This window comes from Streptomyces ruber (genome assembly GCF_014648075.1).
Taxonomy (GTDB): Bacteria; Actinomycetota; Actinomycetes; order Streptomycetales; family Streptomycetaceae; genus Streptomyces; species Streptomyces ruber.
This window is the reverse complement of the sequence record NZ_BMQK01000027.1, coordinates 1-23573: the sequence shown is the minus strand read 5'-3', so window position 1 is coordinate 23573 and position 23573 is coordinate 1. Positions and strand designations below refer to the sequence as shown.

The window sequence follows — 23573 nt, the reverse complement described above, 5'->3', positions numbered from 1 at the left end:
ATCGCCTCCCCCGGCCACCCCTTCGCCGAGGCGGCCGCCCGGACCTGGATCGAGGCCCAGGTCGACAGCGGTCCCCGGGACACCAAGGCCCGGAGCCGCCAGATCGGCGCCCAGCGGCACGGCCCCGCGTTGCGCACGTTGGGCCGTCCGCTGCTGGTACTGCACGGTGAGCAGGACCCGATCCCGCGCGTCACGGCGGCACACGCGACCGCCCGCGCCGTCGACGGCGCCCGTCCGATGACTTTCCCCGGCGTCGGCCACGACCTCCCCACCGCCCTGTGGCCGGTGATCGCCGCCGCGGTGCGCGATCTGGCGGCCATCGCGTTGCCCCGGCGGCCGGATGCGGAGTCCCGCCCCGGCCGGTCCGCCGGTGACGCGCCTTCCGGCCCCGCCCGATCACGCCTGCAGCAGCCGCTCGCCGGTGTCCGGGCGGCCCGGCCGGACCGTCGGCATGGCGTCACCGGTCGCCTTCCGGCCGCACGGCCGTGCCGGTCACGTGCACAGGGCGGTGTCGACCAGCGTCAGGACGTGCCGGGTGGCGGTCCCGCTGTCGGGCAGGGCGTCGGGCAGCGCGGTCACGGTGAGGGTGACGGAGCGTCCGTCGTCGGTCGTACCGCCCCGGGTGTGGTACCCGGGGATGTCACCGCCGTGCCCCCACGCCAGGCCTCCGCAGCTCAGCGGGGTGCTGATCAGGCCGAGCCCGTAGCGGGCCCCGGCCCACAGACCGCTTGCCGGGACGGTGGTGCGCATCTGCCGGAGTTGTGCGGGGTGGAGCAGGTCGCCGTGCAGCAGGGCGGTGTAGAACCGGTTGAGGTCGCGTGGGGTGGTGACGAGCTGTCCGGCCGCCCAGCCCCAGGACGGGTCCATCACGGTGATGTCGCGTAGCCGCGCACCCGGTTCGAGGGCGTGGTAGCCCCTGGGGTGGGGGCCGTGGACGGTCCGCTCCCCCGCCCGGGGGAAGTAGGTGTGGCGCAGCCCGGCCGGCCGGATGATCCGGTGGGCGACGCTCTCGGCCAGCGGGCGGCCGGTGACCTTCTCGATCAGCAGGCCGGCGACGATGTAGTTGGTGTTGCTGTACTCCCACCGGCTGCCGGGAGCGAAGCGGGCCGGGTGGGCGAGGGCCACGTCGAGCAACTCACGGGGCCCGGTGTGGAGATGGCGGCGGGCGAAGGGGTCGTCGCCCAGGAAGTCGGCGTAGTCGGGCAGGCCGCTGGTGTGCTGCAGCAGGTGACGGACCGTGATGCGCCGCCCGTCGAGGCCCCGGCCGCGGACCAGGCCGGGCAGGTAGGTCTCCACCGGCGCGTCCAGGCGGACGGCGCTCTCGCCGACCAGCTGCAGGACGAGCACGGCGGTGAAGGGCTTGGTGTTGCTCGCCGCGCGCACCCTCCCGTTCACCGGCACCGGAGCGCCGGTGGCCAGATCGCCGACACCGGCGGTGTAGTCGCGTGTGGTGCCGTCACGGGTGGTGCCGTCGGGCGTTGTGACGGCTGCCAGGGCGCCGGGGAACCGGTCCTCCCGCACCAGCCGTTCCATGCCGCGCCGCACCGCGTCCCCGGAGACGATGCGGGGCGGGGCCGTGTACCACGCGGCGGCGCAGGTGAACAGCGTCGCCAGCAGCACACACACCACGTATGCCGTACGGTGCCGTGCGCCCGCCGCCATGAAGTGCTCCTCCTGTCGCCCCTGCGGGGCCTGCGGCGCCCCGTCAGCCGTCGGCAGGCCACCGTCGGCCCGCCCCTCCGTGCCTCCGGCCCCTCCGATCACTCCATTGAGCATCCGGCGCGTCCGGCCCGGCCGGACACCCCGCCGTGCTCCCCGGCGCGAGAACCCGGTCGGCCGAGCCACGGCATACGGACGGCGTCGCGCCCCGGCCGTATGCGGGCGGGAGGAGGGCGAGTACCGCTTCCGGGCGAGTCACCCCCAAGCGCCATCAGTGCCGCATCGTCGCCTGCCAAGCCGAGAGGCGGCGGGGCGGGCCCGTACGGCGGCAGGGCCGGCCCGCGGAACCGGCCGCGGGAACACCGGACGCAGCGCCGTTCGGCGTTCCGCGTGCTGTACGCCTTCGGCCGGCCCATGGTCGGCGACCGGGCGTTCGCGGACCGCTTCCAGGCGCTCGTCGGCGCGCTGACGTTCAGGCACGTGTACCAGTACGGCCTCGTGCCGCGCCTGCCGCCCCGTACGGCAGGCGACTCCACCGACTTCGGCACGGAGTCCTTCGGCACCCGTACCGGCCCGTGGAGCGAGCGGGCCCTTCCGGTCCAGCAGGTGCTGGCGGCGACGCTGTCGGTCCCGATCGGCATCGGCCTTCCCCCGACGCATACGACGCCGGTCTGCCGAGCCTGCGTCTGCCGGCCCCTCGGGCCGACCGTCGCCGCCCTCGGCGCGCGGAAGCCCCTCGACGCCGGGGCCGGGTCACTCAGGGGGTTCGGTGGGCGTCCGGAGTCGTCGCCAGCAGTGGTGGACGTGTTGTTCGGCTTCTCGTACGGCGCGGACGGCGGCGTCCTGCGGCGGCGCGGCCGCGGGCGGTGCGCTCGGGTCCGCGGTGGTGCGACGGAGGGGCGGGCGGGCACCGCCTGTGCCGTGCCGCCGGCTGCCCTGGTCGAGGATCGCCGCGCCGGCGACCAGGACGCTGGTGATGACTGCGGCCGCTGTCAGAGCGACAGCCGCGTGCTGATCGGACACTGCGGTGAAGTCCTTCGTGCGTGTACGGGGCGGGTGGCGCCGGGTCGAGCGGGGTGGCGGCGGGAGGGCCGGTGTCCATGGCGTGCCGGCCCTCCCGCCGTCGGCGGCACGGCGCGTCCTCGCGTCCGTGCCGTGCCGGTACCGGGCTAGCCCTTCCGGCGGCGACAGGCCAGCCACACCACCGTGGCCGCGCCCGCGGCGGCCAGCAGCAGGGGGCGGTGGTCCTTCGCCAGCCGCGCGCCTTGCGTGGTCGTGTTGCGGACCGGTTCGGGAGCCTTGTCCTCCCACAGCCGACCGGCCTGCGCCGCCCTGACGCGGGCCTGCCCGGCGGCCTGGGCGGCCTTGTCCTTGAGCGGGTCGGGCAGCTTCTCCTGGACCTGTTGGGCGACGCCGGCGGCCTTGCTCCTGAGCTCCTCCGCCGTGCTCGCCGTCTGCTCCTTCAGCTCGCTCGCCTTGGCGGTGGCCTGTTCCCGGACCTCGGCGGCCTTCTCCTGGGCGCGCGCCTTGAGGTCGGTCCTGGCCGCGAGTTCCCCGACCGTCTCGCCGAGGGCGGCACGGGTCTGCTCGACCTGCTCGCGCAGCTCCTCGGGGCTCGAGGCGGTGGGCTTGTCGTGCGGCGGCTGGGTCATCGGTGGGCACTCTCCCTGATCTCGGCCACGTCGGCCTTCACGTTCTCGATCGTCTGCTCCGGCGCGGGCGGTGCGGCCCGGCCGACCTGCTTCTTCCCGGTGAGGGCCAGCACCGCGGCGATCACACCGAGCACGACGGTGACGATCAGCGCCGCCGCCCACACCGGCAGCGGCACGGCCAGGGCCGCTATGACCGTGGCGACCAGCGCCTGCAGCATCAGGTAGCCCACGACACCGGCGCCGCCGAACAGCCCGCCGCCCTTGCCGTACCGCTTGCCCTTCTCCTTCATCTCCGCCTGCGCCAACCGCAGTTCGCCACGCACCAGCTCGGTCAGCTGCTGCGACGCGCGCTGCACCAGCTCGCCCACCGGCTCAGCGCTCTGCGTCCGCTGATCCGGCGCCTGGTGCGGCTGCGTACTCGACACGGCGATCACCTCCCGTCACACGTTGCCTCATCCGGCCGTGGGCGTCGCGGCACCCACTCCTGCAGACGCGGAGTACCCCGCTACCACGGTTTCAGGACAACTGTCCTGACCGAGTCGGAGGGAGGACGTCAGACGGTACCGGTGGATCCACCGGTACCGGTGGCATCGGCGGAACCAGTGGCCGCCGTCGCGTCGGGGCGGAGGGTGAACACCTGGTCCAGGCCGAGGAGGCCGAGGATGCGCAGCAGGTGGGGCGGGGCGGCGGCCAGGACGAGGTCGGCGCGGGCGGCCCGGGTCTGCTGGCGGGCGGCGAGCAGAACCGTGATGCCGGTGGAGTCGCAGTACTCGAGGCCGGCCAGCTCGACGACCAGGCACTGCCCCGCGTCGAGGGACAGCCGGTCGAGCTCCGCACGCAGGTCGTCGGCCTGGTCGTAGTCGAGCTCGCCGACCACGTGCAGGACCGGGCCGGTGGCGGTGTCACGACGAGTGATCTTCAGCGGGTTCATCATGGGGAATCCGTCGCCGGGCAAGAATGGGAACGGGTGGCGGGAACACCGAGGGCGAGCAGGGCGGTGTCGTCGTCGAGGCCGTCACCGAAGCCGTCCAGCAGCCGGTTCAGTGCGGTGATCGTCTCCTGTGGTGCGGCGGGGGCCAGGGCGGTGGCGAAGGCGTGCAGTGCGTCCTCGCCGTACAGGCTCTCGCGGGTCGGTCCGGTACGGGCCTCGGTCAGGCCGTCGGTGTAGAGCAGGAGCGTGTCGCCCGGGGCGAGGACCGCCTCCGCCGTGCTGATCAGTGCGGAGGGCAGGACGCCGATGAGCAGTCCGCCCGGGGTGGGCAGGAACTCGGCACGGCCGTCGGCGCGCAGGACGAGCGCGGGCGGATGGCCGCCGGAGGCGATGCGGATCTTCGTGGGTCCGCCGTCCCCGCCGGGTTCGAGGATGCCGAAGACGACCGTGCAGTAACGGGGGTCCTCGCTGCGGCCGTACCGCTCGTGCAGGACGGTGTTCAGCGTGGTGAGCGCGGCGGCGGGCTCGGGGTCGTGGTGGGCGGCGGCACGCAGGGTGTAGCGGGTCAGCGAGGTGAGGGAGGCGGCCTGGGGGCCCTTGCCGCACACGTCGCCGAGGAAGAACGCCCACCGGTGCTCGTCGACGGGGAACAGGTCGTAGAAGTCGCCGCCGAGCTGGTCGGGAGAGGCGGTGTGGTAGTAGACGGCCGCCTCCATCCCGGGCAGCTCGGGCAGGGTGTCGGGCAGGAGGGACCGCTGCAGCACGGCGAGCGCGTCGGCGAGCCGCTCCCGGTCGGCCTCGGCCTGCCGCCGGGCCTCCTCGGCCTCCGCGCGGGCCCGCTCCGCCTCCGCGCGGGCCCGCTCCGCCTCGGTGCGGGCCTGCTCGGCGTCCCGGCGGCGGCGCAGCAGTTCCTCTTCGTAGGCGCGGCGGTCCGCGGCGTCGAAGACGGTGGTGCGGATCAGCAGCGGCTCGCGTTCGCTGCCGTACTTGACGACGGAGGAGACCAGGACGGGCAGTCGGCCACCGCCGGCGGTCCTCATCTCCAGGGCGATGCCGCGCAGGTCGCCCTGCATGCGCAGCAGCGGCGCGAAGTGCGTCTCGTGGTACAACCTGCCGCCCACGGTGAGCAGATCGGCGAACCGTTTCCGGCCGACGACCGCGTCCCGCTCCAGGCCCAGCCAGTCCAGCAGCGTGGCGTTCACCTTGGCGATGGTGCCGTCCATCATCGTGGACAGGTAGCCGCAGGGCGCCGAGTCGTACAGGTCCTCGGCGCTGTCCTCCAGCAGTGAGGTGAAGGCTGCGTCCATGCGGGCTCCGTCCGTCTCGTCGCCGGGGTCGGCCGGCTCCGGAGCACCGCCGGCGCGGCACATCACGGCAGGTCCGCCAGGAAGTCGAGGATGGCTCCGGCCGTGGCCTCCGGGGCGCTGAGCTGCGGACAGTGCCCGGTGGCGGCCAGGGTGACCAGGCGCGAGGAGGGGATCGCGGCGTGCACGTAGGCGCCGACCCCGCGCGGCGCGATGGCGTCCTGGGCGCACTCCAGCACCAGCGTCGGCACGCTCACGCTCTTCAGGTCGTCACGGCTGTCGGACAGGAACGTGGTGCGGGCGAAGACCCGCGCGATGTCCGGGTCGGTGGCGCAGAAACTGTTGGTCAGTTCCTGTCCCAGCTCCGGCCGCTCCGGATTGCCCATGATCACCGGCGCCATCGTGGAGGACCAGCCGAGGTAGTTCGAGTCCAGCGACGCCAGGAGTTCGTCGATGTCCTCCGCGGTGAAGCCGCCGCGGTAGCCGGTGTCGTCGTCGATGTAGCGGGGCGAGGGCGTCACCATCACCAGCGCCCCGATCCGCTCCGGCACCGCCTGCGCCGCCAGCACACCCGCCATGGCGCTGACCGAGTGGCCCACGAACGTCGCCCGCTCGAGGTCCAGCTCCTCGCAGACCTCGACGACGTCCGTGGCGTACCCCTGCAGGGACGAGTACCGCTCCTGGCTCCAGGCCGACAGGTCCGAGCGGCCGGAGCCGACGTAGTCGAACAACACCACCCGGTACCGCTCCGCGAGCGCCGGCACGATCAGGCGCCACATGTTCTGGTCACAGCCGAACCCGTGCGCCAGCACCACCGTCGGCCCGGTGGCCGGGCCGGTGACCGTCACGTTGTTCCTACGGCGGATGACCATGTCCGCCATCCTCTCATCTGCGCCGACGTCCCCGGGAAGCGGTGCACGGCCACCTTCACGCTCCTTCCCCAGGGCGCCGACACGTCCGTTCCCGGGGGCCGCTCGGCGAGAAGCGCCGACGCGGTTCCTCATTCGTTCCGATCGTTCGGATCGGGAAGCTGTCCGCGCACCCACGCGGGGTCGGGGTTGCTGTGCGGCCGGCCCGCCACGACGACTGTCGGCACGGTCTCGTTGCCGTCGTTGGCCGCCCTCACCGCCGCCGCTCCGGCAGCGTCACGCCAGATGTCGACCCAGTACAGCCGGCGGGCGTCGCGGCCCAGCCGGAAGCGCAGCCGGAGGCAGTACTTGCAGCCCGCCCGCCAGAAGACGACCGGCCGGCCGTCGAGGGCGCTCCGACGCCGCGCCTCCAGCGCGCCGACCGGCTTCGGGAAGGCGAGCGGCGAGTGCACGCCCGCGAGCACCACGAACAGCAACAGGACCACCGCGGCCGCGCCGGTCGCCTCCCCGTGGAACAGCGCGGCCGCGACGACCGAGCCACAGAGCAGGAACGAGACCGGCAGAACCCAGGAGCGCGTCATGAGGACGCAGGCTATCGATCCCGGAGCGGGCCGTGTCACTCCCCGGCGTCGAGGACTGTCCCGTACAGCCGGTCCACCTTCAGCCGGACGACCACCCGGCGCTCGGCGACCAGCCGCTTGAGGAAGGCGGCCTCGTCCTCGGGCTCCGCGGCCCTGCGGAGCACTCCGAGCAGTTCCCGTCCGACCGCGTCGCCGGGGACCGTCGTGGCCTCGGACACCTCGGCCTCGCCCTCGGCGACGGCGAACGACCACACGTCCCCGCCGTGCACATGCAGCGCCGCACGCGGGTCGCGCCGCAGGTGCGCGACCTTGACCCGGCCGGCCGTCGTCGCGAACCGTACGACGCGGGCTTCGGGGTCCCAGCTGTACAGCATGGTGGTCAGGTGGGGGTGGCCACTGCGCCTGACGGTGGCGAGAGTGCCGAACAGCTGCCCGCCGAGCAGGTCGGAGAGAGCTTCGTCGGACAGTGGACGGGGCGCCGGTTCCTGAGTCATGACCTGCCCAACACTCCCGACGGCCCAATCATTTCAGCGTGCGTCGGCGTCCGTCCGGCATGCGAGGATCGGACCCGGCCAGTCCGTACGAGCGGCCACCGAAAGGGGCGACCGTGCAGGTGAACGTGGAGTGGGTCGACGCACGTGAGAGGCTGCCGGAGAGCGGGGCGCCCGTGGCCGCCGCGGTCTACGGCACCTACCCGCCGGACTTCCACGACCGGCCCGTCGCGGGTGAGGACTACTGGCTGGTCATGCCCATGGTCTTCATGACCCATCACATCGCCGAGGACGAGAGCCACCACCACGACTGCTTCGTGGACTCCGACGGTGTGGTGCGCCACCCACCGGGCGGGCCGAGCGAGGAGCACGTCACCCACTGGGCCGCCCTGCCGCCCCTCCCCCGTATGCCGGTCCACCATGTGGGAGGCGCGGAGGCCCGCACGGCCCTCCGGCTGGCCTACGAGACACACGGTTCCGGTGGGGCGGCCCGCTGAGGTCGGCGCGCGCCGGACCGCCGCCCGGTACGGGGCGACGTCCACGCTGTCGCCGCGGCCGGTGACATCCCGTCCGCGCGAGGCCGTGAGGGCGCCGATCACGGCGTACGGTCCGGCGATCGAGCCGGCGACGCCGATGCCGACGCGCGTCGGCGGGCGGTCCGGGTGACCGGGCAGCCGGCGCAGCCCGCCCACCGCCTCGGCCACGCCGCCGAAGCCGGGCCGGTCGCGGTACGGCCCCGTCCGACCGTGGCCGGAGACGCGCACGAGGAGGGTCCGCGGATCGGCCCGCCGCGACTCCCGCGGTCCGGGGCCCCGGCGTTCGGGCGCCGGGACGGATGCTCTCCGGCACCGCGTCACAGGTGCGGGCCGGTTCGGGGCGGAGCCGGCGGCCTTCGTCCGTGCGCAGGTCCGGGGTCACCGGGCGCTTGTTGCGGTGCGTGAGGCGGAACAGCCGGCCGACGGCGCCGCGCCGTCATCGGAAGGCGTCAACCGGCGGCCACGGCGCGGACAGTGCTCCTGCCCCCGCTTGTCCACCTGGGTCCACCTGGGTCCACCTGCGGGGACGGCGTGACGGCGACGTCGGCGAACTCGTTGACATGTGCAGGACGCATCGCAATGCTGGGGGCGTCGTTTCCATCGATGTAACGCTCGGCCGGAGTCGAAGGCCGGGATGCTGGACGGCCGGGACCGCCCCACCGCCTCCTCCGACGCGGTCCCGACCGGACGCCGTTCCCACACCGGCGGTGCGCCGTCGGCCCGGCGTCGAAACGGAGGCCGACCATGGAACGGGAACATGAAGCCACCTCGTTGTCTGTCCGGCGCCGCCGCCTTCCTGCTGTCCGGCGTCCTCGCCGCGGTGATGTCCCTGGTGTCCGCCGGGCCCGCCCAGGCCGAGCAGACCGGTATGCGGGCCGCGGACCCGAGTGTGCTCCGGGTCGGCGGTACCTACATCTCGGTGCAGTCGACCGGTGACGGGATCGCCGTGCGGCAGGCTCCGTCGACGGCCGCCCTCGCCTCGGCGCCCGCCCGGCAGGTCTGGCGGGACGCCCGGAAGCTCGGTGAGGTCTGGGCGCCGGAGATCGTGCGGGACGGCGGCCGTTACTACATCTACTTCGCGGCCGGCGTCGGAGCGGCCCACCGCATGTACGTCATCAGCTCCGCCAGCCCGGACAGCGGCTACACCACCGAGACCAAGCTGGCCCTGCCGGACGACAAGTGGGCCATCGACGGCACCCTGTTCACCTTTAACGGGCAGCGCTGGTTCGTCTGGTCGGGCTGGGCCGGGGACACCAACGTGGAGCAGAACCTCTACATCGCCCGGATGAGCAGCCCGACCACCCCGACCGGCGCACGGTACGTCATCTCGCAGCCGCGCGAGGGCTGGGAGCGGGTGGTCGGCAACCCGTACATCAACGAGGCCCCCGAGGCCATCAAGGACCCGAACGGGCAGCTGCACATCGTGTACTCCGCCAACGGCAGCTGGAGCGACCAGTACTGCCTGGCCGACCTGAGGCTGCGGGCCGGCGGCGACCCGACGTACGTGTGGGACTGGTACAAGTCGAACGGCTGCCTGTTCGGCTCGAACCGCGACACGATGATGTCCGGCTGGGACCCGACCCTGCACGTCAACGGCCCCGGCCACCACACCTTCGTCCTGCTCGACGGCGACATCGGCACGAGCCCGCCCGCCGGCCCGAGGTTCCCCTCGATGTTCCACGCGGTTCCGAAGGGCACGCCGTACACGTGGGAGAACCGGCACTGGTACACCGGCACGTTCACCTGGTGGGGCAACACCACCTACAGCCGCGCCAACGTCCCGGGCGCCACCAAGGACACCGGCTGGAGCCTCAAGTTCTTCGAGTAGCCCCACGGTCGTCATGGGCCTCGGCATGGTCACCCCGGTCGCGCCGCTGACCTCGACCGTGCCGGCCTCGGTGGGGACCGGCAGGGCCGGACCGGCCGGCGGCACCAGCAACGCGGCCGCCCGCGCGGCGGGCCTCGTCGCCGTGGCGGCGCTGCCGTCGCTGACCGGTACGGGGCCGAGTCCTGCCGCATGCCGGGGGAGTTCGCCGCCGCCTTGCGCCCGGCCGTGCCGGTCTGTGCGGGGCTGCTGGTGGCGGGGCCGCCGTCGCCTGGACGACGGCGCACGCCCCGGCCGCCGGCGCGGGCACGGAGCGCGCCGGGGCCCGCCCCGGGTACGGGCTGCACTGCGGCGTGTCGTCACCGCCGCCGGAGGCGGCCCCTCACGGGCGGTCCGCGGGGCCGCGGGGGCGCGGACCGCCGTCCGGGACGCCACCACGCCGTCCTTGATCCACCAGGGTGAGTCGTCAGGAAGCCGCGTTCCGCCGCGGTGGGGTGATGGCGTACAGGTCGAGTATCTCCGGCCGGGGCACGACGCCGGGCCCGCCGGCGCGCGCCCAGGCGATGATGTCCTCCGTCGCGTCCGGGTCGTTGACCAGCCCCAGCCAGACGGGCCGGGCACCTGCGGCCCGGCCCGCGGCGGACGGCTGGACGACGATGACGTTGGCCTGTTCGCACACGTCCAGGCAGGCCGAGACGCGTACGGGCACCTCGGCCCGCAGCCGGGCGGTCTGCGCGGCGTGGTCGACGCCGGTCACCTTCGGGCTGCCGCAGCAGCAGTCCCGGCACACGACGACCCGGCACGGCACCGGATCGGGTGTCGTGCCGGCGATGTCCTCCGATGCCTCGTCGGCCGGCCTCGCGCTCGCGGGCATGCCGCACCGTTCCTCTCTCCGGGGAGATCCGCCCCGGGGGTTCGTCGAGGAGGCGACCGCGTGAGTCTCCTGGCTCTCGGGTCGACGCTCACCCCGGCCTTCCCACCCGGTCGCCCGGGCAGTGGTCGTGTACGGGGCTCGCTCGCCGATCACAGTGGCGGGACCGCGCCGGATTCACACCGGCTTCCTCGGACCGCCGTCGCCTTGTCCTCGCCCATCCTAGCCCGCGCAGGTCGGGGTGAATTGGGCGAGGCGTGCGGGGTACCTGCGGTGGAGTACAACGTAAGCGCTAGTGCGGGAGGTAACCCATGGGCAAGCTCGGAGACATGGCGAACAAGGCCAAGGAGATGGCGAAGGGCCACCCGGAGCAGGCCGACAAGGGCGTCGAGGGCGCGGAGCGGATGGTCGACGAGCGCACGGGCGACAAGTACGACGCCCAGACGGACAAGGCCGCCGACGCGGCACGTCGCTCCTACGGCAGCAATTCCACGACGGACCGCTGACCTCCCGAGTCCCCGTCCCTCGTATTTCGCACATACCCGAGCCAGGGCCCCTTGGTGCCGCGCACCAAGGGGCCCTGCGGTGTTCCCGCCCCGGGTGAAGGGTGCATGAGGGGGGGCTCAGCCGGCCGAGAGGCGGCCGGAGTAGGCCGCCCACCGGCCCTCGTGGCGCACCACGGTGACAGGACGGCCGAAACACTCCGTCAGCCGCGGGCCGGTGAGCACCTCGTCGACCGGTCCGCCGGCGAGGACCCGCCCCTCGCGCAGGAGCAGCGCGTGGCCGACCGCCGGGGACAGTTCCTCCAGATGGTGTGTCACCGTCACGGTGGCCAGTTCCGGGCGGCTCCCGGCCAGCCGCTGCAGCGCCTCGACCAGGTCCTCGCGGGAGGGCAGGTCCAGCGCGTTGAACGGCTCGTCGAGGAGCAGCAGGGACGGTGCGGCCATCAGCGCCCTGGCGATCAGGATGCGCGCCCGCTGCCCGCCGGAGCACACCCCGTAGGGCCGGTCCGCCAACTCCTTGATCTCCAGCTCCGCGAGGAGCGCGTGGGCGCGCTGCCGCACCTCGTCGTCGTACGTCCGCCACAGCGGTTGCACCGTGCCGCTGTGGCCGGTCAGGACGACGGTGTGCGCGACGGCGTCCTGCGGTACGCGCTGGGCGGAGGTGACATGGCCGATGCGGGCGCGCAGGTCGCGTACGTCGACCCGGCCGAGCCGGCAGCCCAGTATCTCCACGCTCCCGGACGTCGGATGCATCAGGGCGCCCAGCAGCCGGAGCAGGGTGGTCTTGCCGGCGCCGTTGGCTCCGAGCAGGGCCCAGTGCTCCCCCGCCCGTACCGTCCAGTCGACATCGGAGAGGATGGCCCGGTCGCCGGTGTGGCGGCGCACACCGACGTCGTGGAGGGCCACGACCACGTCCTGGCCGCTCGGCGTCGGTTCGGTCGGCTTCTCGGTCATGTCCGGACCCCTTTCCGCACGCGGGACACACGGGCAGAGTAGATGCAATACGCACCTTGTTCCCCGGGTGTCCACCCCCTGGACGGCTCCCGTCGGCGGCATCGGCGTCCACGGCCGCTCGGCGGCTCGTGAGTGGTCCCGGTGCCGACCGGGCGTCGAAGGCGCGGCGGAAGCGGTCGATGGCCTCCCCGGCCGGACGCCGGCCGTCGGGCGGGTCCCGGAGGGGGTGGATGCGGGTGTGCCGCGGCACCGTCAGCTCCGGCCGGGGCGCCTCGGGACGGCCACCGCGGTGTCGGACTCGCCCGTGAGGTCGACCACTTCCTCGTCGCCCTTCGTCAACGGGGTGACCATGAGGTTGCGCCCCTGGGCCGCCGTCGCGAAGTGGCGCGAGCCGGGGTGGTGGACGGCGACCCACAGGGGCGGGGCGGGCCGCTGCACCGGCTCGGGCACGAGGACGGCGACAGCGCCGACCACGTGATGCGCGAGCGTGTCGGAGCCGGCCGACGCGCCCTGCCGGCGGGCCTGCGCACCGCCGGCGCCGACCGCGAGGGGGTCGACGCCACGCGCGACGCCGGCTGAACGGCGTGCACGGGACCGGCGGCTCCTTTCGGCCCCTGCGGGCGGTGGCGGTGTGCGGGACCGGGCCGACCCCGCACACCGCCATGGCTCAGTCCACAGTCAGCACGGTGCGCGGAGCGCCCGCCGGACGGGCGGCCGCGGCGCCGAAGTTGCCCTCGACCTCGGCCTTCTCGGCCGTGTTCGGGTACGGGTTCGTGCACGACACGCCCGCGCTGGAACCCGACATCAGGCTCGTGCAGGGGCCGGGCTTGCGGTCCGGCAGGCCCAGGATGTGGCCGAGTTCGTGCGACGAGATACGGACCGTGTCGTAGCCCTGGTCGACCGCCTGCCGTCCGATGTAGACGGTTCCGTTGCCTAGCGAGGTGGTCAGGGCCCGGGGCCAGCCGTTGTCGGCCAGGATGCGGATGTTGGCGCGTTGCCCGGTGGTGACCGGACGCAGTTGGACGCCGGTCACGCTGGCGTTCCAGATCGCCGCGCCCCGGTCGACGGCGGACCTGAACTCCGCCGAGGCACTGGCGTCGTAGGTGACGACACGGGCCGCGAGGGGCTGGTCGCCGGAGCCTGCCGGGGCCGCGTGGGCCTGGCTGCCGGCCAGGGTGAAGGCCACCGCGAGGGCGGCGGTGACGCCATGGGCGATGGTGCGTGCGTACATGGTCGACCTCCTGTGGGGAAGGTGGCGTGCGCATGTCACGTACTGGGGGGCACTCTGCCCATGGCCGTCGGCCGCCAATCCGTCAATCGGCGCGGCCGGTGTCCCGAGGCGGCGCCCGGCCGGCCACACCGACGGACCGCCGCGCACACGAGAAACGCAGGCATATTGCACCCATCATCCGGTAACGGGAAATTCCCCAGCACCCCGTGAAGGCCCGATGACCGTGGCGTGACCGGAACGCGGAAGGGCCTCGTACGTATCGCCGATAAGGTGGCCGCGGCTGTTTCCCGAGAAATCGCCGACCTCGATCGACGACACATGTGACGACACATGGTGAGGATGGGAGAAGGCAGTATGACTGCGTCCCTGGAAGAATCCCAGTCGAAACTCTCGGCAGTGCTGGATGCCATCGGCAAGATCTCTCCCAAGCTGCGGCAGAACAGCGCCACCGCCGAGTCCGAGCGCTGGATTCCGAAGGAAAGCATCGAACTGCTCGAGGACGCGGGTGTCTTCCGTGTCGCGGTTCCCGAGCGTTTCGGCGGGCTCGACCTTTCCGCGGCCGACCAGGCCGAGGTGCTGACCGAGATCGCCCGCAGCTGCGGTTCGACCGGCTGGGTCGCCTCCGTATGGATGTCCAGCGCCTGGATCGTGAGCCTGTATCCGGACAAGGCGCAGGAGGAGATCTTCGCCAACGGGTCCGTACGGGTCTCCGGTGGTTTCACGCCCACCGGAACACTGACGCCGACCGACGGCGGATACGTCCTGAACGGCACCTGGCGTTTCAACACCGGTGTCCGCGGGGCCGAGTGGAACATATGCGCGGCCATGGTGGAAACGCCGGACGGTGGGCACGAGGAGCTCTTCGCGATCGTCCCGATCTCCGATGTCTCCGTCGCCGACGACTGGGACACTTTCGGTGCGGCGGGCACGGGAAGCGTCACGTCGACCGTCAAGGACGTATTCGTGCCGGCCCACCGCGTGGTGGACGGAAGGGTGTACGACGCATCCACCGGTGACCGGTGGAACGAGAACGTCAACGGCCGCAATTACAACCTCACCAGCTACATCCTGGCGACCTGCGCGCCGGTGTACATCGGGCTGGCGAAGGCCGCCCTCGACCTCTTCGTCGAGCGGCTCCCCGGCAAGAAGATCACCTACACCGAGTGGACGGACCAGAGCCGGCACCCCCACACCTGGGTGCAGCTGGCGACGGCCGCCAACAAGATCGCCGCGTGCGAGGCGCTCCAGCGGACCTGGCTGGAGAGCATGCAGGGCGCGGAGGACGCGGGCGAGAAGATGACCGTCGAGGCCAAGGCGGCCGTCCGCGGCCAGGTCGGCTACGTCGTGCAGACCACGAAGGAGGCCGTCGAGACGCTGTACAACATCAGCTCCGCCTCGACGATCGCCCGGAGCAACGCGTTCCAGCGCGCCTACCGGGACATCGTCGCGCTCTCCCTGCACGGCCTGCTGACCCCGGTCAGCTCGCTCGAGGCGCACGGCCGGGTCCTTCTCGGCCTGGAGCCCGGTACGGATTACATCTGACCGGCCGCGGACCGCGCCCCGCCCTCTTCCGTTCCACCGGGGCGCGTTCCGCCCGTGTCCCGGTTCCCCGGTACGCCCATGAGCGCCCCCGGCTCTTCAGCCGGGGGCATTCGTGCTTTCGCCGGACGTTTCGGGGCACGCCGCCGCCGGTTTCACCGTCACCGACCCCGGAGAGTACGGCCGACTTCCCGCAGAGTATTCGCGCGAAACCTGAATGTGCGGAGAATTACCGAGCCATGGGCGGAAATAGTCCACCCGGTGACGCGGCCCCCCTACAGTTCTGGACAACACCTCGGCGGAGGAGAACAAGGACGTTTTACGCCGAGGTCTGCACGGGGGGAACGAACATGACCAGAATGATGCGGGGGCATCCCGACACAGCAGACGATCGCTTCTCACGCGGCGGTCCCGTCCGGAGGCAGTGCGGCCTCCCGCACATGACGTGACGCCCGTTTCCCATCGCCTTCCGCGCCGCTTCCCGGGGGAATGACCGCGCGGACCTCACTTGGCACCCGCCCTGCCCGCAGAAGGCCGGCACACAAGCCGTCGGCACCGTACGCGACGAACTGACGGGGTTCGTCCCGGTGTGCTTCTGCGCCATATGCCGGTGCGCGGACCACAACCCGGCCGTGACCGGCCGATGCCGTGTGCCCGCTGAATTCGGCATGCATTCCTCAGCCTACTGGCGAGGACCCGACAATCAACAGTGAGTGGAGTACTTCACATGTCTTTCCGTCGCACTCAGTCCAGCCTTCCGGCCGAAGGCCGTCTCGGCCGCCGCAGCCTGCTCAAGGCCGCCGGCGCGACGGCGGTGGGCGCCACGCTCCTGTCGGCCACCACGGGCACGGCCCGGGCGGCCGCGACGACCGAATCGGCGGACGTCATCATCATCGGCGCCGGGTACGCGGGCGGCACCGTGGCGAGAGAGCTCGCCCTCAAGGGCCTGAAGCCACTCGTCCTCGAGGCCCAGAACCGGATCGGCGGGCGGGTGTTCACCTCCACCTACGCCGGGGCCGAGGTCGAGATCGGCGCCGGCTGGCTGGGACCGCAGCAGCCCCTGATCCACAAGGAGCTCCAGCGCTACGGCATCAGCTTCTACGAGGACGTCGTCCCGGAGCAGTTCATCCTCCCCGGCGACCAGGGTTTCCAGACCCTGAACCCCTCGGACGCCGTGACCACTCTCGACCAGCTCTGGGGTGAGTTCTACTCCGGCTCGGAGAACTACTTCGAGCGGCCCTACGACCCGCTGTACCGCGCGGACCTCCTGAAGTCGGTGGACCCGCTGTCGCTGGCCGACCGGCTCGGCCAGCTGTCGCTGTCGCCCACCGAGAAGCAGTGGCTGAACAGCGAGACGTCGGTGTACTCCGGCGGCCCGAGCAGCCTGGGCGCGCTCACCGCCATGGCCCAGTGGATCCAGCTCGCCGGCGGTACGTACGGCGACTACACGACCACCATGAGCCTGCGCCCCGAGGGCGGCATGATCGCGGTGCTGCAGAAGATGCTCGCCGAGTCCAAGGCCGACATCCGGCTGAACTCCCCGGTCAAGAAGGTGACCGAGTCGGGCGGGGTCGTCACCGTCGAGACCACGTCGGGAGCCACCTTCAAGGCGCCCGCGGTGGTCGTCGCCATCCCCACCAACGTGTGGAAGAACATCACCTTCAACCCGGGTCTGCCGACCGCCCACCAGCGGGCCACCACCGAGGGCATCGGCATCCCGCACGCCACCAAGGTGTGGGTGCACGTCCAGGGCAACACCCCGCCGTCGGTCGCCCAGGCGGGCGAGGGCTCCCCCATCCTGATGATGGTGCCGCAGGTGAAGACCTCGAAGGGCCGTCTGTACGTCGCCTTCACCGGCCCGTCGCTCAACGTCGGCAACGCGAGCGCCTTCAAGTCGGCGGTCCAGCAGCTGCTGCCCGGGTCCACCGTCCTGGAGTACCGGGCGATGGAATGGGCCAAGCAGCAGTACACCGGCGGCGGCTGGGGTCTGCGCCGGCCCGACCAGCTCCTCGGGCTGTTCCCCGCGATCGAGGAGCCGCACGGGCGGATCCTGTTCGCGGGCGGCGACATCGCCAAGGGCTGGCACGGCGCCTTCATCGAGGGTGCGATCGAGTCCGGCTTCCGGGCGGCCGGGCAGGCCGCCGAGCTGGTCTGACGTTCCGTCGGCCAGCACGCCGCACGTCTCATCGGCACCCGCCGGTGCCGATGAGACGTACACGGGTACCGGGTCCGGTCCCCGGGGCCGCACCCCCGGGGACCGGACCCGGCCGTCTCAGCCCGCCTGCTTCTTGAGGATCTCGATGAGGCTCGAGAAGCTGTTCTCGGCGAAGCCCTTGTCCATGCCCGCGTGGAAGATCTTGGAGACGGCCTCCATCAGGGTGGTGTTCACACCGGCGTCCGCGTGCGTGTGCGTGACGTGGTCGATGCTGGCCGCGCCCATCGCCAGGCGGTCGACGTCACCCGGGTAGGAGGCGGAGTCGACGTGCTGCGCGTACAGCCCCAGGAAGTGCGGCATCATCGCGAACTGCATCTCGGCGTAGGGCACCATGTCCTTCGCCGCGACACCGTTGGCCTGGGCCAGCGCGAGGGCCTGGTAGAAGCTGAGCATCGAGGTCCAGAAGATGGTCATCTGGGCCTGGTAGTACATCGCGGCCAGACCGGCGTCCTCACCGCGGTAGTCGGCGTTGGTCAGGACCTTCAGCGCCTCCTCGTGGGTGTCGAAGGCGTCCTTGGGGCCGCTGTAGTAGGTGGAGGACTCGGGCTTGCCGATCAGCGGCGGCGGGACCTGCACACCACCGGTGATGTGCTGCGCACCGTGCTTGGCCGCCCACTTGAAGGCCTCGCGGGCCTTCTCGGGGGTGTCGGAGGTGAGGTTGGCGATGACCTTGCCGGACAGGTGGTCCGCGACCGGCTCGAGGATCGCGTAGACCGCGTCGTAGTCCGTGAGGCTGAGCACGATCAGCTCGTTGGCCGCCAGGGCCTCCTCGACGGTGGGCGCAAGTACGGCACCGCGGGCGACCAGCGGCTCGGCCTTGCTGGCGGTCCGGTTCCAGACGGTCACGTCGTAGCCGTTGTCCAGGTAGGTGTTCACCATCGCCTGGCCCATCGGGCCCAGACCGATGAGCGTCAACGACTTCTTGCTCATTGGAGCTCTCCTTGCGTAGTCCACGTCGTGGGGTACCGCCCCGCCGCCGCTCCAGGCAGGGGAATGAAGAGGAGCAGCGACACGGCGACCGGCTCGCCTCACTAGAACGAGCGCTCTATCCAGGAATCAATGTAGCAGGCTTTTAGAACGATCGCTCTACCGAGTAGATTGTTCGCATGAAGACGAAGACGCAGGACGTGAGCACCTCACCCGCGGAGGCCGGTATCGGCACGCGTGAGCGCGTGGTGCGGGCCGCGTCGCGGCTCTTCCAGCGCCAGGGGTACGAGGGCACGGGCATCAAGCTGATCGCCCAGGAGGCCGGGGCGACCCTCGGCTCCGTCTACCACTTCTTCCCCGGCGGGAAGGAAGAGCTGGCCGTCGCCGCGATCCAGTACGGCGACCGGGAGTTCGCCGACATGCTGAGCGCCGGGCTGGCCGGCTCCGACGACCCCGCCGACGCGGTGGAGAACTGTGCCCGTGTGCTCGCCACCGCACTGCGCGAGTCGGACTGGGCCGACGGCTGCCCGGTGACGGCGACGGCCCTGGAGACCCTCGGCCGCACTCCCCCCATCCAGCAGGCCTGCTCCGAGGCGCTGCGGAACTGGCAGGAGGTGCTGGCCGTCAAGTTCCGTGACAGCGGCTTCGGCGACGAGGACGCCGAGGAGCTGGCCTGCACCGTGCTGTCCGCCCTGGAGGGCGCCGAGGTGAGCTCGCAGGTCTTCCGCAGCGAGGAGCCGCTGCTGACCACGGGACGCAGCATGGCGCAGCTCATCAGGGCCCGCTCGTAGACCGGCGCACGACACGGCGAAGGGGGCGTCCCGGCGGGACGCCCCCTTCCGTATGCGCTCCGTACGCGCGGTCCGTCAGGCGGCCGGCGGGAAGTGGCCCTCCTCGACGAAGAAGTCGACGTAGCGGGCGAAGAGTTCCGCGGTCAGCGGTGGGCACTCGATGCCCGTGCCGGACAGCGCCGCCTCCGTCTCACCGGTGTCCAGGGGCGGGTAGAACGCGTCCGTGTCCGAGGTCATCAGCTCGAAGGCGTGCAGGAGGGGCAGGAGGGCGTTGGTGCGGTCGGCCCGTACGGCGTCGCTCCACTCCTCCCGGTCCACCTCGCGCAGGGAGTAGCCCATGCGGCGCAGCTGGGAGACGCAGTCGGCCAGGCTCAGCGAGTCCCTGTTGAAGAGGTGGTACGTGCCGCCGATCTCCTCCGGCCGGCCGGCGATCCCGATGATGGCCGCGCTGACGTAGTCGACGGGCAGCAGGTGGAAGCGGCCCTCGACGCCGGCCGGCACGGCCCCCGCCTGGAGCAGCCCCTTCAGGCTGAGCCACACGAAGTCGCGGGTCTGGCAGGCGCCGTTGTCCCGGTCGCCCGAGATGACGTCCACCCGGTAGACGGAGACGGGCAGGCCCCTCTCCCGGGCCAGGCCGACGAGCTGTTCGGCGACCCACTTGCTCTGCAGGTAGCCGCTGGGCAGCGCCTCGGCCGGGCCGGTGGGGTCGGTCACCTTCAGCGGGACGCCGGGTTCCCGGGACCCGTTGAAGACGCCGACCGTCGACACGTAGTGGACGGGCACCGTGCGGTGGCGGGCGGCCAGCCGCAGGATCTCCTCGGTGCCGCGGACGTTGGCCGCGCGCAGCGCCGTGTACGGGTGCAGCCAGTGGACCGTCGCGCCCGCGTGGTAGACCACGTCGACGGTGCGGGCGAGCGCGTCGTAGACGTCCGGGTCCAGGCCGAGTCCCTCCTCGGCGAGGTCGCCCGCCAGCACGGTGAGCCGGCCGGGGTCGATGTCGTCCCAGACGCGGTACCACGTGAGGCTCGTGCGCAGCCGGTCGTACGCGGCCGCCGCGTCCGCTCCCCGCACCAGGCAGTGGACGCGGGCCGTGGTGGTGCGCATCAGGTCGCGCAGCAGGAACGCGCCGAGGAAGCCGCTCGCTCCCGTCAGCAGGACCTCCCGGGGATCGGCGGTGGGGGCGACGGTCTCGGCGGCGGGCCGGATGTCGTCGGCGAGGCGGATGTCCGCCGCGAAGTCGACGCCGGCCGGGGCCGTGGCGTCGCCGGTGCCGCCGTCCGTGCCCAGGAGGTCGGTGAGCAGCCGGTCGGCCAGGTCGCCCGGGGTGGGGTGGTCGAAGACCAGGGTGGCGGGCAGCCGCAGACCGGTCAGGGCGGCGAGGCGGCCGCGCAGCTCCACCGAGGTGAGCGAGTCGAAACCGAGCTGGGCGAAGGGCTGTCCGGGGTCGAGGTCCCGGCCGCCGCCGTGGCCGAGCACGTCGCCCATGGCGTCCAGGAGCGCGGTCAGCACCACCTTGCGCTGCTCCGGCTTCTCCAGGCCGGTGAGCTGTTCGGCGAGACCGGTGCCGTCGTCGGCCGCGGTACGGGCGACGGCGCGCTGCGGGGTGCGGATCAGGGAGCGCAGCACCGTGGGTACCTGCGGCTGCGCGCGCAGCGCCGCCTCGTCCAGCGGGGTGGCGACGGGCGCGGGCTGGCCGAGGCGCAGTGCGAGGTCGAGCAGGGCGGGGCCCTGTTCGGTGGGTACGGGGCGGAAGCCGCTGCGGGCGATGCGCCGCAGGTCGGTCTCGGTGAGGTCGCCGGTCAGGCCGGTGGTCTGCGCCCACAGGCCCCAGGCGAGGGAGGTCGCGGGCAGTCCGTGCGCGGCGCGGTGCCGGGCGAGGCCGTCGAGGAAGCTGTTGGCGGCGGCGTAGGTGGACTGGCCGGGGCCGCCGATCACGCCGGCGACGGACGAGAACAGGACGAAGGCGGTCAGGTTCTCGAAGCGGGTCAGCTCGTGCAGGTGCCACGCGGCGTCGGCCTTGGGCCGCAGGACGGCGTCCAGCCGCTCGGCGTTCTGCGCGGTGACGAGCCCGTCGTCCAGGACGCCCGCGGTGTGGACGACGCCGGTCAGCGGGTGCTCGCGCGGTACCCGTGCCAGTACGGCCGCGAGGTCCGCGCGGTCGGAGACGTCGCACGCCTCGACCGTGACGGTGGCGCCCAGGGCGGTCAGCCCGGCCGTCAGCTCGTCGACGCCGGGGGCCTGCCGGCCCCGGCGGCTGACCAGGAGCAGGTGCCGCACGCCGTACGCGGTCACGAGGTGCTGTGCGAACAGGGCGCCGAGCGAACCGGTGCCGCCGGTGATCAGTACCGTGCCCTCCGGGTCCCAGACCGGGTCGTGGCCGGTGGCCTCGGGGCGGACGCGGGTGAGGCGGGGCAGCAGCGCCGTGCCGTGGCGCAGGGCCGCCTGGGTCTCGCCGGTGGCGAGCAGGCCGGACAGCAGTGCCGGTGCGGCGGCGTCCGTGACGTCTCCGGTGCCGGACGGCAGGTCGACCAGGACGATGCGGCCGGGTGCCTCGGACTGTGCCGAGCGGAGCAGTCCCCAGGCCGCCGCGGCGCCCAGGTCGGTGATGTCGTCGCCGTCCGCCGCCGTCGTGGCGCCGGAGGTCAGGACCACCAGGGGGACGTCGGACAGGGTGTCCTCGGCGAGCCACTCGCGGGCGAGTTCCAGCGCCCGGCCGGTGGTGTCCCGGACCGACGCCGGGCTGCCGGTGTCCGCGCGGGCGGAGGCCAGCCGGACCCGTACCGCGTCGACGGGCGCTCCCGCGCCGATCGCGGCGGCGGCCTCCGCCACGGTCGCGTAGGCGGGCGTGTCCGGTCCGGCGGCGGCGTCGAGCACGGCCCAGCGGGTGTTCCGGCCGGCGTCCGGCGGGACGGCGGCCGGCGTCCAGTCCGTCGCGAACAGCGCGTCGTGGGGGCGGAGGCGCGCGGTGGCCACCTCGCCCGCGGACAGCGGCCGTACGGTCACGGCGTCGGCCTCGGCGACGGGCCGGCCGGCCGCGTCGAGGAGGCGGACCGCGAACGTGCCCCCGTCATCGGCCGGGGCGAGGTGCGCGCGGACGGCGGTGGCGTGCGTGGCGTGCAGGCGTACGCCGCGCCACCGGGCGGCCGTCGCCGCGCGGTCGGCCGGCAGCAGCGGCTGGAGCGCCGTGTGCAGCAGTGCGGGGTGCAGCCCGTACGCGCCGGCCTGCTCCGCCGCCGTGCCGGACAGGGCGATCTCGGCGAACAGTTCGCCGTCGCGCTCCCACAGACCGGTGAGGCCCTCGTACGCCGGGCCGTGGACCGTGCCGGCCGCCGCGAGGCGCGTACGGACGTCGTCCACGGGCAGCGCCCGCGCGTCCGCCGGCGGCCACGGCGTGGTCTCCGGCGCCGGGGGCGCGACGAGCGGGGCGGCGCTCAGCAGGCCGTGGGCGTGGCGGACCCAGGAGGCGCCGGTGTCGTCGGGCCGGGAGTGGACGGCGAGCTGCCGCCGCCCGGAGGCGTCGGACGCCCCGACCGTGACGCGCAGGTGCACGCCCGCGTCGGCGGGGAGGGCCAGGGGCGCTTCGGCGGTGAGGTCGTCCAGGGTGGTGCAGCCGAACTCGTCGCCCGCCTGGATCGCCAGCTCGACGAGCGCGGCGGCCGGGAGCACGGGCGTGCCGTCCACGGTGTGCTCGGCCAGCCAGGGGTGGGTGCGCAGCGACAGCCGGCTGGTGAAGACCGCCTCGTCGCGCTCGTCCAGCAGCAGGGCGGCGCCCAGCAGCGGGTGCTCGGCGGGCCTGAGGCCGAGGTCGGAGGCGTCCGCGCGCGGTTCGGGGGTGTCCACCCAGTACCGCTGGTGCTGGAAGGCGTAGGTGGGCAGCTGCACCCGGCGGGCGCCGGTCCCGGCGAAGTACGCGGACCAGTCGGGGCGCGCCGGGGTCGCGTGCAGCCGTCCGAGTCCGGCCGCCAGGGTGCCGGGCTCGGGACGGTCACGGCGGAGCAGGGCGATGGCGGTGGTGCCCGGCCGGTCCGTGAGGACGCCCTGGACGAGCGCGGTGAGCACCCCGTCGGGCCCGGTCTCGACGAAGGTCGTGGCGCCCTCCTCGTGGAGGGTGCGGACGGCGTCGGCGAACCGGACGGCGCCCCGCACCTGTTCCGCCCAGTAGTCGGCGGAGCGCAGCTCGTCCCCGGTGGCGATCCGGCCGGTCAGGGTGGAGACCACCGGGAGGGCCGGGGCGTGGTACGTGATCCGCTTGGCCGCCGTGCGGAACTCCTCCAGCATCCCGTCCATGTGCGGCGAGTGGAACGCGTGCGACACCCTCAGCCGGCTGGTCCGGCGGCCCTGGGCCCGGAAGTGCCCGGCGGTCTCCTCGACGGCCGCCTCGTCGCCGGACAGCACCACGGAGGAGGGGCCGTTGACGGCCGCGATGCCCGCTTCGTGCTCCCGGCCGGCCAGCAGCGGGGCGACCTCCGACTCCGTCGCCTGGACGGCCACCATCGCGCCGCCGCGGGGCAGCGCCTGCATCAGCCGGGCGCGCTGCGAGACGAGCCAGGCGGCGTCGGGGAGGTCGAGGACGCCGGCGACGTGGGCGGCGGCGAGTTCGCCGATCGAGTGCCCGGCCAGCAGGTCGGGCCGTACCCCGAACGACTCCAGCAACCGGAACAACGCCACCTCGAACGCGAACAGAGCCGGCTGCG

The 23573-nt window shown here is 73.0% G+C and carries 21 protein-coding genes, 1 pseudogene and 1 riboswitch; of the genes and pseudogenes, 6 read left to right on the top strand and 16 right to left on the bottom strand.

Annotated elements, in window-relative coordinates; all coding sequences use genetic code 11:
* Window positions 1-492 precede the first annotated feature (492 nt).
* The 9 genes from IEZ04_RS32635 to IEZ04_RS32595 form a co-directional block, all read right to left on the bottom strand.
* Window positions 493-1662 carry a serine hydrolase domain-containing protein gene (locus IEZ04_RS32635; protein WP_189220607.1) on the bottom strand — a complete coding sequence of 390 codons (1170 nt, stop codon included), beginning with the start codon at window positions 1660-1662 and terminating at the stop codon, window positions 493-495.
* 750 nt (window positions 1663-2412) lie between these two features.
* Window positions 2413-2682 (bottom strand): hypothetical protein, encoded by a 270-nt coding sequence (locus tag IEZ04_RS35430; RefSeq protein WP_229821430.1) that lies wholly within the window; start codon window positions 2680-2682, stop codon window positions 2413-2415.
* A 146-nt stretch (window positions 2683-2828) separates the two neighbouring features.
* Window positions 2829-3311, bottom strand: coding sequence for a DUF3618 domain-containing protein (locus IEZ04_RS32625; RefSeq protein ID WP_189220605.1), 483 nt, complete (start codon window positions 3309-3311; stop codon window positions 2829-2831).
* Window positions 3308-3736, bottom strand: coding sequence for a phage holin family protein (locus tag IEZ04_RS32620; RefSeq protein WP_373296394.1), 429 nt, complete (start codon window positions 3734-3736; stop codon window positions 3308-3310). Before IEZ04_RS32620 ends, IEZ04_RS32625 begins: the two co-directional genes overlap by 4 nt.
* Before the next feature lie 128 nt (window positions 3737-3864).
* Window positions 3865-4245, bottom strand: a complete 381-nt coding sequence (locus tag IEZ04_RS32615) for an STAS domain-containing protein (RefSeq protein WP_308429850.1) — start codon at window positions 4243-4245, stop codon at window positions 3865-3867.
* A complete protein-coding gene (locus tag IEZ04_RS32610) occupies window positions 4242-5612 on the bottom strand; it encodes a PP2C family protein-serine/threonine phosphatase (protein WP_189220639.1) in 1371 nt (456 codons plus the stop codon). The genes IEZ04_RS32615 and IEZ04_RS32610 overlap by 4 nt, the downstream gene beginning before the upstream one ends.
* The gene (locus IEZ04_RS32605) at window positions 5612-6418 is read right to left on the bottom strand and encodes an alpha/beta fold hydrolase (protein ID WP_189220604.1); all 807 of its coding nucleotides are present in this window, start codon (window positions 6416-6418) and stop codon (window positions 5612-5614) included. The genes IEZ04_RS32610 and IEZ04_RS32605 overlap by 1 nt, the downstream gene beginning before the upstream one ends.
* Before the next feature lie 128 nt (window positions 6419-6546).
* Window positions 6547-6996: a glutaredoxin domain-containing protein gene (locus IEZ04_RS32600; RefSeq protein WP_189220603.1), complete on the bottom strand. Its 450-nt coding sequence runs from the start codon at window positions 6994-6996 to the stop codon at window positions 6547-6549.
* Window positions 6997-7031: 35 nt separating this feature from the next.
* The gene (locus IEZ04_RS32595) at window positions 7032-7490 is read right to left on the bottom strand and encodes a PPOX class F420-dependent oxidoreductase (protein ID WP_189220602.1); all 459 of its coding nucleotides are present in this window, start codon (window positions 7488-7490) and stop codon (window positions 7032-7034) included.
* Between the two features lie 113 nt (window positions 7491-7603).
* Here IEZ04_RS32595 and IEZ04_RS32590 point away from each other — a divergent pair, with 113 nt between their 5' ends.
* Window positions 7604-7984, top strand: coding sequence for an AQJ64_40280 family protein (locus IEZ04_RS32590; RefSeq protein WP_229821429.1), 381 nt, complete (start codon window positions 7604-7606; stop codon window positions 7982-7984).
* Window positions 7985-8044: 60 nt separating this feature from the next.
* Here the strand turns inward: IEZ04_RS32590 and IEZ04_RS36120 are convergent.
* Window positions 8045-8344: pseudogene (locus IEZ04_RS36120) on the bottom strand (CoA transferase); the annotation flags it as partial.
* A 436-nt stretch (window positions 8345-8780) separates the two neighbouring features.
* Here IEZ04_RS36120 and IEZ04_RS32580 point away from each other — a divergent pair.
* Window positions 8781-9851, top strand: coding sequence for a glycoside hydrolase family 43 protein (locus tag IEZ04_RS32580; protein WP_189220601.1), 1071 nt, complete (start codon window positions 8781-8783; stop codon window positions 9849-9851).
* A gap of 463 nt (window positions 9852-10314) precedes the next feature.
* On the opposite strand, the gene IEZ04_RS32575 is transcribed toward IEZ04_RS32580, so the two are convergent.
* The gene (locus IEZ04_RS32575; RefSeq protein WP_229821428.1) at window positions 10315-10722 is read right to left on the bottom strand and encodes a (2Fe-2S) ferredoxin domain-containing protein; all 408 of its coding nucleotides are present in this window, start codon (window positions 10720-10722) and stop codon (window positions 10315-10317) included.
* Between the two features lie 62 nt (window positions 10723-10784).
* Window positions 10785-10912: riboswitch (cobalamin riboswitch) on the bottom strand.
* A gap of 118 nt (window positions 10913-11030) precedes the next feature.
* On the opposite strand from IEZ04_RS32575, the gene IEZ04_RS32570 reads away from it, so the two are divergent.
* Window positions 11031-11225: an antitoxin gene (locus IEZ04_RS32570; RefSeq protein WP_189220600.1), complete on the top strand. Its 195-nt coding sequence runs from the start codon at window positions 11031-11033 to the stop codon at window positions 11223-11225.
* Between the two features lie 117 nt (window positions 11226-11342).
* Here the strand turns inward: IEZ04_RS32570 and IEZ04_RS32565 are convergent, their stop codons facing one another.
* The 3 genes from IEZ04_RS32565 to IEZ04_RS32555 all read right to left on the bottom strand — a co-directional run bounded on the left by IEZ04_RS32565 (window position 11343) and on the right by IEZ04_RS32555 (window position 13407).
* Window positions 11343-12176: an ABC transporter ATP-binding protein gene (locus IEZ04_RS32565; protein WP_189220599.1), complete on the bottom strand. Its 834-nt coding sequence runs from the start codon at window positions 12174-12176 to the stop codon at window positions 11343-11345.
* Between the two features lie 252 nt (window positions 12177-12428).
* Window positions 12429-12650: a hypothetical protein gene (locus IEZ04_RS32560; RefSeq protein ID WP_189220598.1), complete on the bottom strand. Its 222-nt coding sequence runs from the start codon at window positions 12648-12650 to the stop codon at window positions 12429-12431.
* 193 nt (window positions 12651-12843) lie between these two features.
* On the bottom strand, window positions 12844-13407 hold the full coding sequence (locus IEZ04_RS32555) for a snapalysin family zinc-dependent metalloprotease (protein WP_189220597.1): 564 nt from the start codon (window positions 13405-13407) through the stop codon (window positions 12844-12846).
* A gap of 396 nt (window positions 13408-13803) precedes the next feature.
* On the opposite strand from IEZ04_RS32555, the gene IEZ04_RS32550 reads away from it, so the two are divergent.
* A complete protein-coding gene (locus IEZ04_RS32550) occupies window positions 13804-14949 on the top strand; it encodes an acyl-CoA dehydrogenase family protein (RefSeq protein ID WP_308429849.1) in 1146 nt (381 codons plus the stop codon).
* A 724-nt stretch (window positions 14950-15673) separates the two neighbouring features.
* The gene (locus IEZ04_RS32545) at window positions 15674-17101 is read left to right on the top strand and encodes a flavin monoamine oxidase family protein (RefSeq protein ID WP_189220595.1); all 1428 of its coding nucleotides are present in this window, start codon (window positions 15674-15676) and stop codon (window positions 17099-17101) included.
* Between the two features lie 117 nt (window positions 17102-17218).
* Here the strand turns inward: IEZ04_RS32545 and IEZ04_RS32540 are convergent, their stop codons facing one another.
* A complete protein-coding gene (locus IEZ04_RS32540) occupies window positions 17219-18091 on the bottom strand; it encodes an NAD(P)-dependent oxidoreductase (RefSeq protein WP_189220594.1) in 873 nt (290 codons plus the stop codon).
* A 176-nt stretch (window positions 18092-18267) separates the two neighbouring features.
* Here IEZ04_RS32540 and IEZ04_RS32535 point away from each other — a divergent pair, with 176 nt between their 5' ends.
* A complete protein-coding gene (locus IEZ04_RS32535) occupies window positions 18268-18879 on the top strand; it encodes a TetR/AcrR family transcriptional regulator (RefSeq protein WP_189220593.1) in 612 nt (203 codons plus the stop codon).
* Window positions 18880-18954: 75 nt separating this feature from the next.
* Here the strand turns inward: IEZ04_RS32535 and IEZ04_RS32530 are convergent.
* Window positions 18955-23573: thioester reductase domain-containing protein (locus IEZ04_RS32530; RefSeq protein ID WP_189220592.1), on the bottom strand; the 4619-nt coding region annotated here is incomplete at its 5' end.

What these genes read in the sequence shown, in the direction of transcription:
- IEZ04_RS32580 (WP_189220601.1), top strand. Translation starts at nt 8,781, where the DNA reads ATGAAGCCACCTCGTTGTCTGTCCGGCGCCGCCGCCTTCCTGCTGTCC.
- IEZ04_RS32535 (WP_189220593.1), top strand. Translation starts at nt 18,268, where the DNA reads ATGAAGACGAAGACGCAGGACGTGAGCACCTCACCCGCGGAGGCCGGT.
- IEZ04_RS32545 (WP_189220595.1), top strand. Translation starts at nt 15,674, where the DNA reads ATGTCTTTCCGTCGCACTCAGTCCAGCCTTCCGGCCGAAGGCCGTCTC.
- IEZ04_RS32595 (WP_189220602.1), bottom strand. Translation starts at nt 7,490, where the DNA reads ATGACTCAGGAACCGGCGCCCCGTCCACTGTCCGACGAAGCTCTCTCC.
- IEZ04_RS32600 (WP_189220603.1), bottom strand. Translation starts at nt 6,996, where the DNA reads ATGACGCGCTCCTGGGTTCTGCCGGTCTCGTTCCTGCTCTGTGGCTCG.
- IEZ04_RS32575 (WP_229821428.1), bottom strand. Translation starts at nt 10,722, where the DNA reads ATGCCCGCGAGCGCGAGGCCGGCCGACGAGGCATCGGAGGACATCGCC.
- IEZ04_RS32635 (WP_189220607.1), bottom strand. Translation starts at nt 1,662, where the DNA reads ATGGCGGCGGGCGCACGGCACCGTACGGCATACGTGGTGTGTGTGCTG.
- IEZ04_RS32605 (WP_189220604.1), bottom strand. Translation starts at nt 6,418, where the DNA reads ATGGTCATCCGCCGTAGGAACAACGTGACGGTCACCGGCCCGGCCACC.
- IEZ04_RS32625 (WP_189220605.1), bottom strand. Translation starts at nt 3,311, where the DNA reads ATGACCCAGCCGCCGCACGACAAGCCCACCGCCTCGAGCCCCGAGGAG.
- IEZ04_RS32565 (WP_189220599.1), bottom strand. Translation starts at nt 12,176, where the DNA reads ATGACCGAGAAGCCGACCGAACCGACGCCGAGCGGCCAGGACGTGGTC.
- IEZ04_RS32610 (WP_189220639.1), bottom strand. Translation starts at nt 5,612, where the DNA reads ATGTGCCGCGCCGGCGGTGCTCCGGAGCCGGCCGACCCCGGCGACGAG.
- IEZ04_RS32540 (WP_189220594.1), bottom strand. Translation starts at nt 18,091, where the DNA reads ATGAGCAAGAAGTCGTTGACGCTCATCGGTCTGGGCCCGATGGGCCAG.
- IEZ04_RS32615 (WP_308429850.1), bottom strand. Translation starts at nt 4,245, where the DNA reads ATGATGAACCCGCTGAAGATCACTCGTCGTGACACCGCCACCGGCCCG.
- IEZ04_RS32555 (WP_189220597.1), bottom strand. Translation starts at nt 13,407, where the DNA reads ATGTACGCACGCACCATCGCCCATGGCGTCACCGCCGCCCTCGCGGTG.
- IEZ04_RS32570 (WP_189220600.1), top strand. Translation starts at nt 11,031, where the DNA reads ATGGGCAAGCTCGGAGACATGGCGAACAAGGCCAAGGAGATGGCGAAG.